The organism is Chryseobacterium sp. 22532, assembly GCF_052044665.1.
Lineage (GTDB): Bacteria > Bacteroidota > Bacteroidia > Flavobacteriales > Weeksellaceae > Chryseobacterium > Chryseobacterium lathyri.
This window is the reverse complement of record NZ_JBQENJ010000001.1, coordinates 138,092-157,085: the sequence shown is the minus strand read 5'-3', so window position 1 is coordinate 157,085 and position 18,994 is coordinate 138,092. Positions and strand designations below refer to the sequence as shown.

Sequence of the window (18,994 nt, the reverse complement as noted above, 5' to 3'; positions counted from 1 at the left end):
AACTAATCATGAACAAAAACACAATAGAATATTTAGCATATTTACTAGATAAAGCCCATAAAGAAAAAGGAAGAGAAAAAGCAATTGTTTTTTTAGGTGCAGGGACTTCCGTTTCAGCAGGAATTCCTTTAACAAATACAATTGTAAGGCATATCAGAATAAAGTTTTATAATAATCCTATTATTAAAGAATGTATTAAAATAAAGAAAGATGATTATTATAGTTTAATGGGTGCTTTAACTGCAGATGAAAGAAGAGATTTATTTCATTTTTATGTAACTAGAAAAAGTGTAAAGCTTAACATTACTAATATATACTTGGCTCAACTTTTAAAGTTAGGTTATGTAGATTATATTGTAACAGTAAATTTTGATGATTTGATATTGAGAGCCTGTACCTTATATAATTTCTTACCAGCAGTATATGATATTTCTAATATTAAAACCATTACAACAACTGATATTCGGAAAAAATCTGTAATCTATCTACATGGGCAATACTTTGGTCAATGGTTACTTAATAACCCTGACGAATTACAAAAAGTTGAAGATGAGGTATTGAGATTATTTAATGCAATAAAAACAAGAAGAACTTGGATTATTGTTGGATATAGTGGGAATGATGGGATTTTTAATAAGATAAAATCTTTAGGAAGCTTTTCCAACGAATTATTCTGGGTAAAAAACAAATTTTATAACACGGATAAAAAGGTAGTTGAGTTTATTGAAACATCTAATATTAATGCTCATAGAATTGAAGGATATTACTCAGATGATTTCTTTTTAAAATTACATTCCGAACTTTCAAAATTGGATAATAAGTTGTGTGCTCCCGAAATAATTAGCCAACCATTTACATTTATCAAATCAGTTTTACAAAGTATAAACGAAATCAGTGAAGGTAATGAATTGAATAATAATGTTAAACATATGCTAACGCTTTGTAATGAAAGAATAGATAAAGCAATAAATAAATATGAGAAAGAGGGAACCGTAGAGAACTTAAAACAGAGAATAGTTGAGGCGATTTTAAAAGGTAATTTTAATGATGAGCTAGCCCAATCATTCGAAAATGAAATAAATGAGAAAAATTATGAAGAAGCATTTGAACAATTAGGATGGTATTACATTGATTGGGGAACAGAATTATTAGAGGTGGGGAATTATGAGAAGAATAAACAATTAATTAAAAAAAGCATTGAAAAGTTTGAAAAATCATCTCAACTGATGCCTAGCAATGAAATTTGTTTTTATAATTGGGGCAATGCGTTGTATTATTTGGCAAGAATGGACAAAGACGGAAAGATTTTTGAAGAATGTTTCAAAATCTACGAAAAAGCTTCCTTAATAAATCCAAATGACGCTTCTATTTATAATAATTGGGGTAATTCTTTGTGTCAACTAGGAACGCAATTAAAGAAAGAAAACTTATTTATAGATGCTATAAAAAAACATGAAATTGCGTTAAGCTTAGAACCTAAAAATGGTTCATTTTTATTTAATTGGGGGAATACATTATACAAATTAGGTTCATTAACGAGTGAGAAAGGGTACTTTGAAAAAAGCATAAGTAAATTTAAGGAGGCGGCAATAGCTTCTCCAAATGAGAGTAATATTTTCTATAGCTTGGGTATAGCACTTGCTTCATTAGCTGGAATCGAAGGAGATGAGTCAATTTATAATGAAGGTCTTGAAAAGATCAAAATAGCTATAGAATTAAAGCCGAATCACTATGATTATTACATCGGATTAGGTCAGGTTTTATCAAATTTAGCTTTATTAAAAGAAGATATTAATTTATTTGATAATAGTGTTCTCGCATATGAGAAAGCCTTAGAATTAGCACCAGAAAACATACAGGTTTTAGATAAGTTAAGTAATGTATTAATTAATTTAAGTTATTTTGATAATAAAAGGAGAGAATTTATATTAAGCAGAGCCAAAGAAGTAAGTGAAAAAAGATATTATTTAGATGGCGATGTATATAATCTTGTGCGCTCATCTACATTGTTAGGACAAAAGGAAACAGCTCTAAAATATATTCAAGAAACGCTTGATGAAAAAACTATAGTGTTACCAGATATAGAAGAATAAATATTGGATAATTTAAAAAAAGGAGACACTTATTAGTTTATTGGATCAATATTAATAGACATGATCATGAACGAAATACAAAACAAAAGAATAAGCAAATTTCTAAGCCTTATTCTGAGGCATCAGCCCGAGACCATTCAGCTGACACTGGATGAAAACGGATGGGCAGATGTTGATGAACTCATTACAAAATCTGCAAAAGGCAGAATGCATTTCAGTTTTGAAGAGCTGGAAGAAGTGGTGGAAACCAATAATAAAAAACGCTTTGCGTTTAATGAAGATAAAACCAGGATCAGAGCCAGCCAGGGACATTCCATTGATATAGATCTGGCCCTGAAACCGGCACAGCCACCCGATTTTCTGTATCACGGAACAGCAGAAACCAATATTCCTTCTATTCTGGCAAAAGGAATTGATAAAAGGAGCCGCCAACATGTTCATTTAAGCTCAGACAAGGAAACAGCTGCAAAAGTGGGAATGCGCCATGGAAAACCTGTGATTCTGACTATAAGAACGAATACCATGCATGAAGACGGAATACCGTTTTATCTTTCGGCAAACGGAGTGTGGCTGACAGATTTTGTGGATGCCAAATATATTTCAAAGTAAAGATGGACAGAACATTAGTTATTGGTGATATCCACGGAGGATTTAAAGCATTAAGGCAGGTTTTTGAAAGAGCGGAAGTAACAAAGGAAGATATACTTATTTTCCTGGGAGATTATGTTGACGGCTGGAGCGAATCTTCTCAGGTTATCCGCTTCCTCATGGAATTTTCTGAAAAGCAGGAATGCATCTTCATTAAAGGAAATCACGATGCCTGGTGTGAGGAATGGATGTCGACTGGAGAAAGACAGGATGTATGGTTATTCAACGGAGGAAAAAGCACTGTAGAAAGTTATAATGACTACTCATTGGAAGATCTGGCTTTACACCTGGAATTCTTTCAAAGGATGAAAAACTATCATGTAGATGATCAAAACCGGCTGTTTATTCATGCAGGCTATTCCTCTATGCACGGACCTGAAAAAGAAGTCTATTCCAGCAATTACCGTTGGGACAGAACCTTGTGGGAAACGGCAGTCGCAATGGATAAGAAATTAGCGAAAAATTCAGAACTCTATCCGAAGAGACTGCTTTTATACAGTGAGATATTTATAGGGCATACACCGACACTAGATATAGGAATCAGTCATCCTGTCAATAAGGCCAATGTCTGGAATATGGATACCGGAGCAGCTTTCACGGGTTCACTGTCAATAATGGATGTTAATACCAAGGAATTCTGGCAGAGCGATCTGCTTCCTACTTTATATCCGGATGAAAAAGGCAGAAATAACGATAGTGCAGGAAAGTAAACCTTATGAAAAAGCATCCCAAATTTTCAACATCCACCAACCTTATAGGTTTTTAAAACCTATAAGGTTTCTATTAATAACAGCGCCCCGGCTATTAATTTTTTTTCTCCCGCAGATCACAGATCTTTTTCTGAAATAACGAATAACCAAACGAAAATCCTTGGTTTTCTGGCGCCTTAAAACAGCACTAAGATCAAAAACCCTAGCGTCCTTGCGATAATCCAACATCACAAAACAGACATCAATAAATCCACAATTTCCCTTTCCCACCCAAATCATATTAAGTAATTTTGAAGCTCAAAAACTGCTTCAATGAAACTGAGATACCTCCTGATTTTCCTGACTACATCTTTGCTTTTCGCTCAAAATTTATTTCAGACCCCTTTTGAAAAAGGAAATAAAAACCAAACGGTTACTTATGATGAAATGAATAGCTATTATCAGAACCTGGCTAAAAGCTTCAATACCGTCCAATACCTTAAAAAAGGAGAGGACGATAATGGAAGGCCCATTTATGTGGTGATTTACAATCCCTTTTCCGAAAAAGATGTTGAAAAACTCAGAAAAGACAAAGCCATTATCTTTGTGAACAACGGAATTCACCCGGGCGAACCGGACGGAATAGATGCCACAATGATGCTTATAAAGGATCTCGCAACCGGGAAAGTAAAAGCACCACAGAATTTTATTATAGCAGCTATTTCCGCCTATAACGTCAGTGGAATGCTGAACAGAGGCTCCCACTCCAGAGCTAATCAGAACGGTCCCGAGCAGTATGGTTTCAGAGGAAATGCAAGGAACTATGACCTGAACAGGGATTTCATTAAAGCAGATTCAAAAAATGCAAGAAGCTTCCAGGAAATTTACCAGTGGCTGCAGCCAGATGTTTTTATTGATAACCATGTAAGTAATGGAGCTGATTATCAGTATACTTTTACTTATATTTCTACCTTCAAGGAACGCCTTGGAGACACATTGGGAAATTACTTTTACAATGATTATCAGGCTAAAAACCTTGAGGATATGAAGAAACTGGGCTATGAAAGCACTCCTTATGTTAATATTCACGGAGATATTCCGGATGAGGGATTTGCTGCTTTTGAAGACTCTCCAAGATATTCTACAGGCTACACATCGCTCTTTAATTCGCTGGGAACAGTTCCTGAAACGCATATGCTGAAGCCTTATGATAAAAGAGTGGATGCGACATACAAATATATGCTCGTGAATCTTCAGAATTTAGACAAGAATTACAGGAAAATAAAACAGCTCCGTCTTGATAATTTGAAGCAGTATAAACCCGGAATGCAGTACGGAATCCGTTGGAAAATAGATTCAACCAGGTTTTCTACAATGGATTTCAAAGGCTACGAGGGGAGGTACAAACCAAGTGATATTTCCGGAAAGCCAAGACTCTATTACGATAGGAATAAACCTTTTACCAAGAAGATTAAGCTCTTCATGACAGCCGTTCCTACGGGATATATCATCATTCCTAAATACTATGTAGTTCCACAATCCCAATACCGTGTGATCGAAGAGCTGAAAAGAAATAAAATCCGCATGACTGCTCTTAAAAAAGACAGCACGGCAATGGTTGAGGCTTATAAAATCAAAGACTTTAAAACGGTTAAAAATCCATACGAAGGACATTATCTTCATTATGATACCAGTGTGGAAACTGCAAAAAGGAATTTGGTTTTTTCAGCTGGGGATTATTTAATTCCAACAGATCAGCCTGGTGTAAAATATATCATTGAAACCCTTGAGCCTGAGGCTTTAGACTCTTTTTTTAACTGGAATTTATTTGATGGAATCCTGGCGCAGAAAGAATATTATTCCGCCTATATTTTTGAAGACACCGCTTCAGAATTACTAAAGTCAGATAAAAAGCTGAAAGATGCTTTTGAGGCCAAAAAAATATCAGATAAAAAGTTTGCGGAAGATGGAACGGCCCAACTCGACTGGATTTACAGAAATTCTCCTTACTTCGAAGAAAAGACATTCAGACAATATCCGATTTATAGAATCTTATAGAATTTTATATTTGACTTAAATAACTGATAATCAGAATTTAATTTACAGGTTTTTCACGCCTGAATAAAGGGTGTTTTTCCTGATAACTTTGGTACATATTCGGACGAAATTTGCTTTATAAAACCAATAAAAACTATAGTTATGGCAACTAAAAAGCATTTTTTCGTTTCACTGGAAGGAGTAGATCTTTCGGATGAGCAGTTGAAAAACATTGACAGAGGAATTCAGAACGTAGTTCTTTCTGAACTTTCAAAGATTGATAATACCCAGGCTTTCGGGGCTCACAGAGACTTCAAAGGATTGGTAAGACCATTGAAAATTAAAGACTGGTTTCCGTGGGGAATCATTATTTTCAAACCCGGAATTGATATTCAGAGCCAGTTGAAAGACATACAGTCTCAAATCAAAAGCTATGGAGGCTAATTCCAATACTTCAAAAAAGATGTGTCCCAGTTATCTAGGAAAAGTTGGGGCACAGCTTTTCGGGGTGGTCAGCAAAGAGGGGAAGGTACAGTTTATCACACCGCTCGCCGTCACAGAAGATTTTCTGCAGCAGAATAAAGATAAAAACAATCTTGAGCAGAGATTCCGTTTTACCGGAAAATGTGTAGAAAAAGGCTGCGCACAATGGAATAAAGAAGAGTCTAAATGTTCCCTATCCCGGAAAGTTCAGAATTTGGATTTTCATAAAGAAACAGAGCTTGTCTTTTGCCCGATCCGGTCTCAGTGCAGATGGTTCTCTCAGGATGGAAAAGAGGCCTGCTTTTCTTGCAATGAAGTGACACGAAATATGGAAGAACTGCTTGTAAATACGCAAGAATAAAAAAGACGCTTCAAATTGAAACGTCTTTTTTGTTTTATTTTGGTAAGCCCCTTTTTAAAGCAATTTCTGCTCTTTTCACGGCTACTTTTTCTTTCCAGTCCATATATTTCTTTTTGAAATTGGACTTCATAATATCGTCAAATTTACGCTGTACGGTAAGATTCCATAAAGAATGAGCCTTTACTGCCCAGGATTTGTCCCAGGCTCTTAAAGAGATAGAGAAACTTCCGTCCAGGTATTTCATCCAGTGCCACCATCCGGTAGGCATAAAAAGAGTGTCGCCATGCTCAAGGAAGCACTCAATCCCTTCTACACCATCCAGTGCAGGATATTTTTCAAAATCAGGATTGTCGATATCATAATCTTCCAGTGCATAGGTTGCATAAGGAAGCCGGTACAGTCTTTCTTTCCACTTGTATTCAAACAGCTTTACATGTTTTCTTCCGTTGAAATGAGTATGGAAAATGTGCGCCATATCAATGTCAAAATGAAGAAATGTAACAGAACCTTTCCCTCCAAAAAACATGGACGGATATTTATCAAGGAATCCACCCATCAGTTCTTTTGGAGAAATATAATCTTCCAATAATTTTTTAGCGTGTTTTATAGGGTCAAAAAAGAAAATTCTCAGATCGGTAGGCTCTTTTTGGATGAGGTCTATATAATCTGCGAACTTCATTTTTGTAGTGGGCGTATTGATGGGAGCGGCAGGATCGGCCTTTTTAGAATCATAAAGAGGAACCTCTACATCACCTACTGCTTCCTTTACATAATCCATAGTCCACTTTTGGTAAGCAGGCCAGTTTCTTGCCATGTTTTTAATGACAACGGGCCTTCTGGGCTTTAGATATTTTTCCGTAAACTCTTCCTGAGTAATATCATCAACAACATCTATAGGCTTTAAAATAATTCCCATTCTATAAATTTTATGTTACAAAATTATTAAATAAATATATATGAATCAGTGTTTAAGTTTTTTTTAATCTATGATTCAAATCATTTTTAACTATTTAGACTAAATAAAAAATTAAAAAAATCATTTTTTTCTTAAGAACTCTTAGCTATTTCTCAATATTAGCCATTATTATTCAAAAAACGTACAGGCGATCAACAATAAGATTCTAAATAAATTAAAATTTTGGAATCAGATTTTTAAAGAATTAATAAGCCAAACAAACTATCGAAATGAAATTTGCATCATGTTATTTCAAATATATACTAAATGGTTGGAATTTAAATATCACTAAGTTTATAGTGCTAAAGCATTTAACCTTTATCATTAAAATACATCTTTATAAAAGTGTAACAAAAAACACAAGCGACAAACTAATTAAGCAAATAATAAATTATGAAAGGAAAGATTTCTTTATTTCTGATGCTTTTTTTCACCGTGCTCACCTTTGCGCAGAAAACAGTGTCAGGGAAAATTACCGATGAAGATGGATCTGCTATTTCCAGTGCCAGTGTTACGGTAGAAGAACCAGGCAAAGATGCTATTTTGGCATATGGAATCACCAATTCCAAAGGAGAATATAAAGTGACGTTTACATCTGCAGAACCTAATGTGGATCTGAAAGTAAAAGCATTCAACCAAAAAACCCTGACCAAACAGATCAGTAACAGCGACCAGACTCTGACTTTCAAAATGCAGTCTGAAGCTACAGAAATAAAAGAAGTCCAGCTGAAAACAAAGATGATCACGGCAAGAGGCGATACCATTGCTTATGACCTTAAAGCTTTTGACAGTAAAAGCGACAGAACACTTGCCGATGTAATGAGAAAAATTCCCGGTATTGAAGTCAATAAAGACGGAACGATTCTTTACCAGGGAAATGCCATCAATAAATTTTATGTGAACGGAAAAGATCTGATGGAAGGCGGGTATGGGACGATCAACAATTCTCTTCCCAAAGATGCAGTGCAGAAAGTAGAAGTTCTTGAAAACCACCAGCCGGTAAAAATTCTTCAGGATAAAGTGCCTTCCGATCAGGCAGCGATCAATATCAAGTTAAAAAACTCTGTTACCATGACCGGAAGAGGAGAGGTCGGGACAGGATTCGGAGACCCGTGGTTGTGGAATGTTAAACTTACCCCGATGTTTTTTGGACAGAAAAGCCAGTGGGTGGTGAATTACAAAACGAACAACATGGGTGAGCAGGTGGAAAATGAAGGGAATATCTTAGCTTTTGGAAGCAGGTTCGAAGGAAGAAGGATTAATGCTTCTCAAAATGACTGGCTGAATGTAGAAAACGCAAGTACACCCAACCTGCCGGTAAAAAGATATTTGATGAACAATGTGCATTATCTGTCAGCCAACTATCTTACCAATATCGACAAAAAGAAAGAGTGGGAGCTTAAAGCCAATGCCAACTATACCAATAATGCGGTTGAAAGAGAATCTTACAGCCAGACAGATTATTTTGGGGGAAGCTCCAATATTGTAAACATTCTTAATAATTTTTACACAGATAAAGCGAAAGGAGAATTAATATTTACAAAAAATGCTAAAAAAGGATTCTTTAAAAACACCACAAGTTTTTCTCAATATTGGAATGCAGACAGAGGAATTGTTGATAGAACGGATGCCGCAAACGGAGTAAAAAGACACGCCGATGAAGCAATAGAATCGCCAACAACATCTTTTCAGAACTCCCTGAGTACCATTATTCCGTGGAAAGAAAAAATGGTGAATCTTTTATCTTTTATAAGTTATCAGACCGATAAACAGACACTGAAAGTTTTTCCGGCTTCTTATCTGGATATTCCGGGATTCACTCCCGAACCTAAGAATTTTGCAAAACAAAACCTGAGACTTAAAACAATTGAAGCCAATCATTCTGCCAATATCGGATTCTCTAAAAAGGGATGGACCTTCACTCCGGAAATTGGATTTAACTTTAAAACAACAGATTTAGTTTCAGATTTATCAAATATTATAACAGCAGGAGCACTTCCGGCAGCCTATAGTAATGATCTTAGATATACTACGGCAACACCTTACGGAAGTTTGGGAGTAAATTATAAAAATGATTCATGGATGTTGTATGCCAATTTTCCTGTAAACTCTAATAACATTAAGGCGGAAGATCCATTAAGAAATGTTGCTAAAGATGTAAATAAGGTGACTTTTGAACCTAGTGTTTTTGCACAGTATACTTTTGCCTCCTTTTGGAAAGCTTCGGTAAATGCTAATATTAATAACAATTTTGGAGAAATAAATACGGCTTATTCAGGATTCTTAATGACCTCTCCTGGCGGAATCAGTGCCATGGATATCAATAATCCGATACCTCAGAATAATAATAAATCTGCAGGAACAAGGCTGGAGTATAGAAACCCTTTGAATAATTTATTCTTCAACATCAATTACAGATTTTCAGACGCTAAAAGAAACCTGATTTCAAATCCTTTGATCAATGGGGCAGGTTATACCGTAATGCAGTATATAGAACAGGATAACCATGTATTAAATAATGGCTACAGTGTAGAAGTGGGAAAATACTTTCCAAAGTTCAAAACAAATGCCTCCCTCAGCTACAGCAACAATACAGCAAAATCGGATGCATTCCTGAATAATAATTCTTTTACAAACAACAACAACAGCCAGTCATATGGGATTAAATTCAATAATACCTATTTCAGCTGGATGAGCATAGATTATAATGCAAGTATCTCCAGAACAAAGCAAACCAGTACAGGAAATATAAACTCCAATGCCACCAGAACCGGGTTCACGCATAATCTTGGAGCGTTCTTCTATCCGGTAGAAGACCATACTATCGGATTCAACTGGGATCAGGTAAATACAAATGCAGCCGATCAAAAATACCACAACGGATTCTATGACGTTTCATATCAATTTACCTGGGCCAAAAAGAAAATTGATTTTGAACTTAAATGGATGAATATAGCCAACAAAAAAGTATTCGAAACATATGATATCAATACCACGAATATTACTTTTACAAGATATCAACTTCGCCCAAGCCAGGTTATGTTTACCGTGAAATTCAACTTTAAGTAAAAAAACAAAAACCAATCTCACTGAGATTGGTTTTTTATTTGAGATATATCCATACATATTGCTAAAAGCTCTGATGATCTGCTGACGGACCATAGCTTCCCGGAAGCGGAATATCATTCAGTCTGTAATACACTCCCAGTTGAGCCCTGTGATGCGTGATTTGGTTTAAAGAATGACGGATAGAGCCATATTTCGTCCATTTTGCTATTTCCTGACCATTGTTTTTTAAAGCCCATGTTTCATTAAGGTCTTCTTCTTTAGCTTTGTCAAGCGCCTTCTCCGCAGATTTGAAATTTTCGTCCAGAGTCTGCAGAAGATCTTCTTTTGTAGAAAGATGCTTAGGCTGAAAATCTCCCTTCGCAAAATCCAGATCCGAAGTTTTCAGCATCACATCCGGCCATCCGAAAATTTCAGAAATATGAGTGGCAAGAGGCATCATTTTCATACTTTTCTCATGAGGAGCAAAATCATTTTTTCCTTCAGGATAAACTTCGAAAAATTTCCTGGTCGTCTGGTACTCTGCTTCAAGTTCATCTTTAAATTGTGATAAAGTGTCCATAATATTTGTTTTTAAGTACTTAAAGATAAGAGTTTTAAGAGAGAAAATGTTTTAAGGAAATCATAATTTTCTCTCATGGCTGATCAGATTTACCAGTTATACCTTTAAAAAGTCTGATAAATTATAATATATATAGTTGTTTTGTATTCTGTTGATAATCAGTGTAATATATCAATTGAAGTAAAATTCTTTAAAAAAGCTGTAACATATTTCAGGAACTGATAACTAATTAGTAAATCTTTATTACAATGAAAAAGCTATTTTCTGTATTCTTTATTGCTCTTTTTGCCATAGCGTCGGCGCAGGATGCCAAAGAATCAAAAGAGGCAGCAAACCGTTTCTTCTATGAGCTGACTTTTAAACCGAAAAAGGATTCTGCCAAGATGGATAAAGTAATTACGATCCTGGATATTACAGACAAAAACAGATCCATTTATCAGGATTATACAGTGATTTCGCAGGATTCTATCATGAAAATTGAAATTGAAGCTATGCAGAAGGCGGGAACAATGAAAGATTTGTCGAAAACCATTAAAACCCCTAAAATATCAGCCAGAATATACAAATCATATCCAGGTATGAAAGTGCAGTATGTGGATAAGATAGCAAACGGGTTTACACCAAGCAATATAGGATATAGCGAAGACCTAAAATTTAACTGGAATATCCTTAACGATAAGCAGAAAATTGGAGAATATAACACTCAAAAAGCGACTACTGAATTCGGAGGAAGAAAATGGACAGCATGGTTCAGTACAGAATTGCCTTTTCAGGATGGACCTTACAAATTCTTTGGACTTCCAGGTTTGATTGTTAAAATCGAAGATGATCAGAAAAACTATTCATGGGTTTTACAGGGAAATAAAAAAGTCAAGGATTATACAGAATACTCTTACATCGAAAACCTGATGCAGGCGAAAGGAGGAAAAGTAAATGAATTACCAAGAGAAAAATTTGAAAAAACATTCAATGATTTCAAAAAAGACCCTTTTGCATCCATAAGACCAATGATGACACAGGAAATGCTTTCTAAAACAGTTCCGGGAATGGATGGTACAGTAGGTGATATGGTGAAAAAACAGGAGAAGCAGTACAAAGACTTTTACAACGCCAATGATAATCCGATAGAAATATCATCAGCACAGCAGGATAAAAAGAAAAAATAAGACTTCATATCAACTAAATTATATTTTTAAAATCAACCCAGATACAGCAATGTGTTTGGGTTGATTTCTTTCATACTTTTCGTTATTTAGATTAAATTTAAATAGCGTATATTTGCCCTTACAAAAAATCCGGCTTTGAAACAGATTGACTTACATAAATTAAGCGGTTTCCCTAAAAACAAAATGGGAAAAATTTTAGGGTATGATAACGATTACCTGAAAATGCCAAACAAGATCATAGAAATGGGACTTTTACCGGAGACTATTTTCAGAATTTTGTACCAGGCGCCCTTCAAGGGTCCTATGTATGTAGAATTTGGAGAAGAAAAAAGCCGCATCGCTCTTCGTGAAGAAGAGGGAGAGTATATCATTGTTGAAGAATTGAATTAATGCAGGAAAATAAGAAAAAAAAGGTCCTTTTAGTCGGGAATCCTAATGTAGGAAAGTCTACGGTTTTCAATGCACTGTGCAATAAAAAACAGAAGACCGGAAACTATGCAGGAGTTACCGTTGCGAGCCATTCCGGAAATTACATCTATAAAAATGAAGAGGTTGAGGTGATCGACCTGCCAGGCTCGTACAGCGTTTATCCAAGTTCGGAAGACGAGGCTATTTTTTCTAAATTTCTTATTGATGAGCAGGAAAATTATGAAGGTGTAATCTATATTCTTGAAGCATTAAGCTTAAAAAGAGGATTACTTCTTTTCCAGCAGATACAGGATCTTGGTATTCCTATGATCCTGGTGGTCAACCAGATTGATCAGGCAGAAAGAAGAGGCATTAGCATTGATATCCAGAAATTTTCTGATGCTCTGGGGATTAAAATTATTCAAACCAATGCCAAAGAACAGATTGGAATAGATAAGATTAAAGAGTCTGTTTTGCAAAATGGATTTAAAAAAGCAGAGACCATCACCTTCGAAACGCCAAACGAACATAAAGATTTTATTCAGAAAATTGCGGCCCATAAAGGACTTGACAACGAATATAAAGCCTGGATGAGTATTTCATTGGGCTCCGATCTCGGAAGAATAGAATCTATAAAAGATCTTCTTAACCAGCCTGATTCTAAAAGCTTGGTTCCAAAACGATTACAGGTTCAGGAGACCGTAAGAAGATATCAGAGCGTAGATAAAATATTAGCAGATGTAATCTCTAAAAAAGCCCAGTTCAAAGAGCTTTTAACGGAGAAATTAGATAAAGTGCTGGTCCACAAATTCTGGGGCTATGTTGTTTTTCTTTTTATCCTGCTGATTATTTTCCAAAGTGTTTTCTTCCTTGCAGAATATCCGATGAACTGGATCGATGATTCCTTCTCATGGCTGGCTGCTTTTGCTGCAGAACACTTGCCGGAAGGGCCTGTCAATTCACTGGTTTCAAGTGGAATTATTCCCGGAATCGGAGGAATTGTAGTATTTGCCCCACAGATTGGTATTTTATTATATTTCCTATATCTACTGGAAGATTCAGGATATATGGCGAGAGTGGTATTTCTGATGGACAGGCTGCTGAGACCTTTCGGACTGAATGGGAAAAGTATCGTTCCTTTGGTATCAGGAACGGCCTGTGCCATTCCTGCTGTGATTTCTACAAGAAATATCGAAAATGTAAAAGAAAGACTATTAACCATACTGGTTACTCCTTTTATGACCTGTTCTGCAAGACTCCCGGTATACAGCATCATTATCGGACTGATCATTTCTGACGGATCTTTCCTTGGAATTAAATATAAAGCGCTGGTATTGATGGGAATGTACCTTTTGGGCTTCCTTGTAGCACTGTTTTCAGCAGCAGTTTTGAAAAGATTTATCAAAAATAAAGAAAAGACTTATCTTGTAATGGATTTGCCAACTTATAAAAAGCCCCTTTTCGGATACGATCTTAAAATGGTACTGGGTAAGGTTTGGGACTTCGTTACAGGAGCAGGAAAGATTATTTTTATTGTAAGCATCATTGTCTGGTTTTTAAGTTATTTTGGACCCAAACAGAAACCCAATCAGTTTGTGGCTACCAATGTAGAACTCGACCATTCTTATCTGGCCAAAATGGGTAAAGGGATTGAGCCTCTTATCGAACCGCTTGGCTACGACTGGAAAATGGGCGTGGGAATTCTGACAAGCTTTGTGGCCAGAGAAGTTTTCGTGGGAACAATGTCTACACTCTACAGTTTGGATGATGATGCCCCCGAAGTGAAAGTAATAGATAAAATGAGAAGAGACGTAAAACCTGACGGCGAAAAAGTGTTCAGCTTCGCAACAGGAATTTCCGTGCTTTTATTTTATGCATTCGCAATGCAGTGTGTTTCTACGCTTGCAGTAGTCTACAGAGAAACCAAAAGCTGGAAATGGACCGGCTTTCAGGTTGTAATGATGACCGGTTTGGCATATTTTGTGTCGTTGATAGCATATCAGATTTTAAAATAATGGATACTTCACTAATTTTTCAGTACGTAATCATCATACTGATCGTTGCATTCGCCTGTTATTCTTTATTTAAAGTACTCAGAAAGAATTTCGCACCGAAAAAATTCAGTTCCAAAAGAACCAACTGTGATAAAGACTGCGGTTGCTCCTGATACTGTTTTTAAGCTTATAATTGAAAAAATTGTAGTAATTTCATTCTCTGAAACTAAAACCTTTTCGATTTGAGCCCAAAATCAGCAGCAGTCTTGTTATTCTCTCTTCTAACCATTTGGGCAAACGCCCAGACCGATACTGCTAAAATCAAGTCCTATGCAGATCAGGTAATGGTCCGTGTAAATCTCGACACCAATATTGAAAAATATGTTTTTACAGAAGGCCCTGAGGGCAAACCTTTAGAAACCATCTTTTCAATCAACAATAAAACAAGAGCTTCCTTTTCTATTGATTATAGGATTATAAGTGCAACTATTTCATTTACACCAAGTTTTCTTCCCGGGAATAATGATGATGCGCTCAAAGGAAGTAGCTCCTATGCAGACTTTAGATTCAGGCTTTTCCCCAAAAAATTTATCCAGACCGTTTATTACAAAAACGTAAAAGGATTTTATATGGAAAATATGAGCGATTTTTTTCCGGACTGGAAAGAAGGAAAAGACCCATACCTTCAGTTTCCCGATCTTAGGGTTCAGAGTTTTGGAGGGTCTACAGCCTATGTACTAAAGGATAATTTCTCTCTGAAAAGTATTTACACACAAGGCGAATGGCAGAAAGAAAGCCGTGGAAGCTGGGCGCCTATTGTAGATTATGACCTTTCCATATTCAGAGATATTTTAAACGGACAGAAAAGTAAAGAAACCCAGTACAGTTTCGGGGGCAGCATGGGTTACTTTTATAATTGGGTGCTTGGCGCGAAAAAAAGAGTGAATATTGCTCCTCATATCTCGCTGGGATTAGGCGGAATGTTTTCCAACAGCTGGGATATTCAGGCGGACGGGACAAAATTTAACAAACAAAATACACAGTATCTAACCCTGAAGTTTGCTAGCGGACTTCATATAGGATATAATACAGACCGGTTTCTGTTCGGAGGAAAATTTAATGTCAATGCTTATGCCTACAATGAAAAAGATAACCAGAATGTAGAAAATAACAATCTATATGGATTGCTGTATATAGGTTACCGTTTTCCGCCACCGAAGGTTATCAAAAGGAATTATGACAAGATTCAGAAAAAGATTCCCATCTTATAACTTATTAGGTCTTTTAAGTATCTTTGCTAATGAAACCAATTAAAAAAATAAAAACAGAATGTCGTTAATAAAATCTATTTCCGGGATCAGAGGGACGATCGGCGGAAAAGTAAATGATAACTTAACCCCTCTGGATGTCGTGAAATTTGCATCAGCATTTGGAACCTGGCTTCAGAATACACAGAATAAAAAGAATTTAACCCTGGTCATAGGAAGAGATGCCAGAATTTCCGGGGAAATGGTTTCCTCGCTGGTAACAGCTACTCTGCAGGGATTGGGAATAAATGTAGTGGATCTTGGACTTTCTACAACACCAACGGTGGAAATAATGGTTCCTGAACTGAATGCAGATGGAGGAATTATCCTGACTGCTTCCCACAATCCAAAGCAATGGAATGCTCTTAAACTGTTGAATGGTAAAGGAGAGTTCATCAGTGGAGATGATGGCGCAAAAGTACTCGCTCTTGCTGAAAGTGAAGATTTCAATTACGCAGAAGTAGATGATCTTGGAAAATATGAAACAAGAAACGATGCGTTTGATATTCATATTCAGCAGATTTTAGATCTTCCGATGGTAGACATTGAAGCCATTAAAGCTAAAAAATTCAAAATCGTTCTCGATGCGGTAAATTCTACAGGAGGAATTGCAATTCCAATGCTTCTGGATAAGCTTGGCTGCGAAACAATTAAATTATATTGCGAACCAAATGGGCAGTTTCCACACAATCCTGAACCTTTGAAAGAGCACTTGGGAGACATCTGTGAGCTTGTAAAAAAAGAAAATGCAGATTTAGGAATCGTTGTAGATCCGGATGTAGACCGATTAGCCTTAATTGACGAGAAAGGGGAAATGTTCGGGGAAGAATATACCTTGGTTGCCGTTGCAGATTATTTATTGAAACATAAGAAAGGCGTTGCTATCTCAAACCTTTCCTCAAGCCGTGCTTTGAGGGATGTTGCCAGAAGCCACGATTCAGAATACTTTGCAAGTGCTGTAGGAGAAGTAAACGTAGTGAATCTGATGAAAGAAAAGAATGCAGTAATCGGAGGCGAAGGAAACGGAGGAATTATCTACCCTGACCTTCATTACGGAAGAGACTCTTTGGTAGGAGCAGCATTGTTTTTAACCCATCTGGCAAAAGAAAACAAATCCGTTTCCGAATTAAGAGCAGGATACCCAAGCTACTTTATGGGCAAAAAGAAAATAGAGCTGACTCCGGAGATTAATGTAGATGATATCTTAGCCAAAATGGAAAAAGAATATCAGAACGAAGAAGTTTCTACGGTAGATGGTGTTAAAATCGACTTTGAAAACAATTGGGTTCACCTTAGAAAATCCAATACAGAACCGATTATCAGGATTTATACTGAAGCTTATACTCAGGAAGAAGCCGATAAGCTTGGAGATGATATCATCGCTAAAATTAAAAGTTTAATCTAAATAAATCAGGAACGGAACAGAAATGCTCCGTTCTTTTTTCTTATCGAAATGTTTGAGCATATACAGAACAGGTTTCTCTTCCCGAAAGAAAAATGGCGGAAATTTCTAAGCTGCTTCGAGCGCATGGATGTTCCTGCTAAAACTTTGCTTTTAAAGGAAAATGAAGTTTCAGACTGTGCCTATTATATTGAAAAAGGGGTCGTAAGAGCATGGTACAACAATGACGGGAAAGACGTGACTTTTCAGTTCTTTATGGAAAATACGATGTTTTCTTCCCTCGAAAGCTTCAGGAAAGGGCTGCCCAGTATGGTATCCTTCGAAACCATAGAATCCTGTATTTTATGGAAGATCCGTAAAGCTGATGCAGATGCTGTTTTAGCTGAGGTATACGAAGATCCGGAACTGAGGAACCAATTCATGGATTCTCTTTTTGAAAGAATCTTCGACTATATGAAACATTTTTTCTCATTTATAAAAGATACCCCGAAACAACGCTATCTCAGCCTCACCAAAGAACGGCCTGAAATCATCAGAAGAATCCCACAGCATTATATTGCTTCCTACCTGGGAATTACTACAGTACATCTTAGCAGGATCAAAGGCGCAATTTTAAAAGAGGATGCTTTAAAAAAATAATCAGCAGGATAACTGATAACAAATGTTATTGCACTGCAGACCGCTCTCATCCTAATTTTGTATAAAAATTTAAATAATGAAAGCAGCAGTCGTATTTGAAAAAGGAAGCATTCCTCAATATGCAGATTTTCAGGATCCGGAAACCCCTAAGGAAAATGAAACGCAGGTATCAGTCAAAGCAGCATCCATCAAAAATCTTGATAGAGCTATAGCGGGTGGAAGTCATTATTCCGTCAGCGGCGAGGTACATCAGCCAAGAATTATCGGGACAGATGGTGCCGGATATCTTGAAAATGGTCAGAAAGTATATTTTTTCAGTAAAAAAGGAACCACAGCCGAAAAAGTCAATGCTGAAAAAGGATTTGTCATTCCCGTACCGGAAGAACTGGACTTCGCTACCGCTGCCGCATTGCCCAACGCCGTTATGGGATCTGCGATGGGATTGAAATTCAAAGCAGGGATGAAACCCGGCGATACCGTTCTGATCAATGGAGCAACCGGAGTGACGGGAAAAATTGCAGTTCAGGTGGCCAGATTATACGGAGCCAAAAATATCATTGCTACAGGTAGAAACGAGGCGTCTTTACAGTCACTTCTTACATTGGGAGCAGATGAAGTAGTTTCTTTAAAGCAGCCGGACGAAGATTTTGTAGCAAAAATTAAAGAAATTCACAACGAAACACCTATTGATATTATCTTAGATTATCTCTGGGGCCATTCTATAGAGATGTTGCTGTATGCTCTTAAAGGAAACGGAACATTTTCTCACAAGACCAGACTGGTTTCTGTAGGAGGAATGAGCGGAGATACCATTCAGCTGTCTTCGCAGATTCTGAGAGGAACAGATATTCAGATCTCCGGATCCGGATTGGGAAGCTGGACAAAAGAAGAGACCCGTATGCTGTTTACGGAAATTATTCCTGAAATGTTCCAGGCGGCAGTAGAAGGTAAAATTAAAATAGATACGGAAACGGCAGAAATAAAGGATGTAGAATCAGTCTGGAATACCGAAATTCCGGCCGGAAAAAGACTTGTTCTGACTATTTAACCACAATTTCCGTTTTTTATCCACAATCCTTTTATCTGTTTTCTTTTTTTACTATCTTTAATATAGAAATTTATGAAAAAATAATTCAAAAAAAAGTTGCAACTTTGCATAAACATTTGAATTTCAGTTTCAGAGG

The 18,994-nt window shown here is 36.5% G+C and carries 16 protein-coding genes; 14 read left to right on the top strand and 2 right to left on the bottom strand.

What is annotated here, in order from left to right; genetic code table 11:
* Positions 1-8: 8 nt before the first annotated feature.
* From ACTJIV_RS00760 to ACTJIV_RS00735, 6 genes are all read left to right on the top strand, one after another.
* Positions 9-2,093, top strand: a complete 2,085-nt coding sequence (locus ACTJIV_RS00760) for a hypothetical protein (protein WP_440624997.1) — start codon at positions 9-11, stop codon at positions 2,091-2,093.
* A 66-nt stretch (positions 2,094-2,159) separates the two neighbouring features.
* A complete protein-coding gene (locus tag ACTJIV_RS00755; protein WP_440624995.1) occupies positions 2,160-2,702 on the top strand; it encodes an RNA 2'-phosphotransferase in 543 nt (180 codons plus the stop codon).
* A gap of 2 nt (positions 2,703-2,704) precedes the next feature.
* Positions 2,705-3,451, top strand: a complete 747-nt coding sequence (locus tag ACTJIV_RS00750; RefSeq protein ID WP_440624993.1) for a metallophosphoesterase — start codon at positions 2,705-2,707, stop codon at positions 3,449-3,451.
* Between the two features lie 312 nt (positions 3,452-3,763).
* Positions 3,764-5,488, top strand: a complete 1,725-nt coding sequence (locus tag ACTJIV_RS00745; RefSeq protein WP_440624992.1) for a hypothetical protein — start codon at positions 3,764-3,766, stop codon at positions 5,486-5,488.
* A 141-nt stretch (positions 5,489-5,629) separates the two neighbouring features.
* Positions 5,630-5,911, top strand: a complete 282-nt coding sequence (locus ACTJIV_RS00740) for a hypothetical protein (protein ID WP_111953889.1) — start codon at positions 5,630-5,632, stop codon at positions 5,909-5,911.
* Positions 5,901-6,311, top strand: a complete 411-nt coding sequence (locus ACTJIV_RS00735; protein ID WP_440624990.1) for a hypothetical protein — start codon at positions 5,901-5,903, stop codon at positions 6,309-6,311. Before ACTJIV_RS00740 ends, ACTJIV_RS00735 begins: the two co-directional genes overlap by 11 nt.
* 34 nt (positions 6,312-6,345) lie before the next feature.
* On the opposite strand, the gene ACTJIV_RS00730 is transcribed toward ACTJIV_RS00735, so the two are convergent.
* Positions 6,346-7,227, bottom strand: coding sequence for a cupin-like domain-containing protein (locus ACTJIV_RS00730; RefSeq protein ID WP_111953885.1), 882 nt, complete (start codon positions 7,225-7,227; stop codon positions 6,346-6,348).
* Positions 7,228-7,659: 432 nt separating this feature from the next.
* Here ACTJIV_RS00730 and ACTJIV_RS00725 point away from each other — a divergent pair, with 432 nt between their 5' ends.
* Positions 7,660-10,335 (top strand): carboxypeptidase-like regulatory domain-containing protein, encoded by a 2,676-nt coding sequence (locus ACTJIV_RS00725; protein ID WP_336378019.1) that lies wholly within the window; start codon positions 7,660-7,662, stop codon positions 10,333-10,335.
* 61 nt (positions 10,336-10,396) lie between these two features.
* Here the strand turns inward: ACTJIV_RS00725 and ACTJIV_RS00720 are convergent, their stop codons facing one another.
* On the bottom strand, positions 10,397-10,894 hold the full coding sequence (locus ACTJIV_RS00720) for a DinB family protein (RefSeq protein WP_440624987.1): 498 nt from the start codon (positions 10,892-10,894) through the stop codon (positions 10,397-10,399).
* A 248-nt stretch (positions 10,895-11,142) separates the two neighbouring features.
* Between ACTJIV_RS00720 and ACTJIV_RS00715 the strand changes: the two genes are divergently transcribed.
* From ACTJIV_RS00715 to ACTJIV_RS00685, 7 genes are all read left to right on the top strand, one after another.
* Positions 11,143-12,060: a GLPGLI family protein gene (locus ACTJIV_RS00715; protein ID WP_111953879.1), complete on the top strand. Its 918-nt coding sequence runs from the start codon at positions 11,143-11,145 to the stop codon at positions 12,058-12,060.
* A gap of 135 nt (positions 12,061-12,195) precedes the next feature.
* Positions 12,196-12,450: a FeoA family protein gene (locus ACTJIV_RS00710; RefSeq protein ID WP_111953877.1), complete on the top strand. Its 255-nt coding sequence runs from the start codon at positions 12,196-12,198 to the stop codon at positions 12,448-12,450.
* A complete protein-coding gene (feoB, locus tag ACTJIV_RS00705) occupies positions 12,450-14,483 on the top strand; it encodes a ferrous iron transport protein B (RefSeq protein ID WP_440624984.1) in 2,034 nt (677 codons plus the stop codon). Before ACTJIV_RS00710 ends, feoB begins: the two co-directional genes overlap by 1 nt.
* Before the next feature lie 221 nt (positions 14,484-14,704).
* On the top strand, positions 14,705-15,733 hold the full coding sequence (locus ACTJIV_RS00700) for a DUF4421 family protein (RefSeq protein WP_440624982.1): 1,029 nt from the start codon (positions 14,705-14,707) through the stop codon (positions 15,731-15,733).
* Between the two features lie 58 nt (positions 15,734-15,791).
* A complete protein-coding gene (gene glmM, locus ACTJIV_RS00695) occupies positions 15,792-17,174 on the top strand; it encodes a phosphoglucosamine mutase (protein WP_336378024.1) in 1,383 nt (460 codons plus the stop codon).
* A 48-nt stretch (positions 17,175-17,222) separates the two neighbouring features.
* The gene (locus ACTJIV_RS00690) at positions 17,223-17,810 is read left to right on the top strand and encodes a Crp/Fnr family transcriptional regulator (protein ID WP_111953869.1); all 588 of its coding nucleotides are present in this window, start codon (positions 17,223-17,225) and stop codon (positions 17,808-17,810) included.
* Positions 17,811-17,886: 76 nt separating this feature from the next.
* Complete coding sequence (locus ACTJIV_RS00685; RefSeq protein WP_440624980.1) at positions 17,887-18,858, top strand: quinone oxidoreductase family protein; 972 nt, start codon at positions 17,887-17,889, stop codon at positions 18,856-18,858.
* The last annotated feature ends 136 nt before the right edge of the window (positions 18,859-18,994 follow it).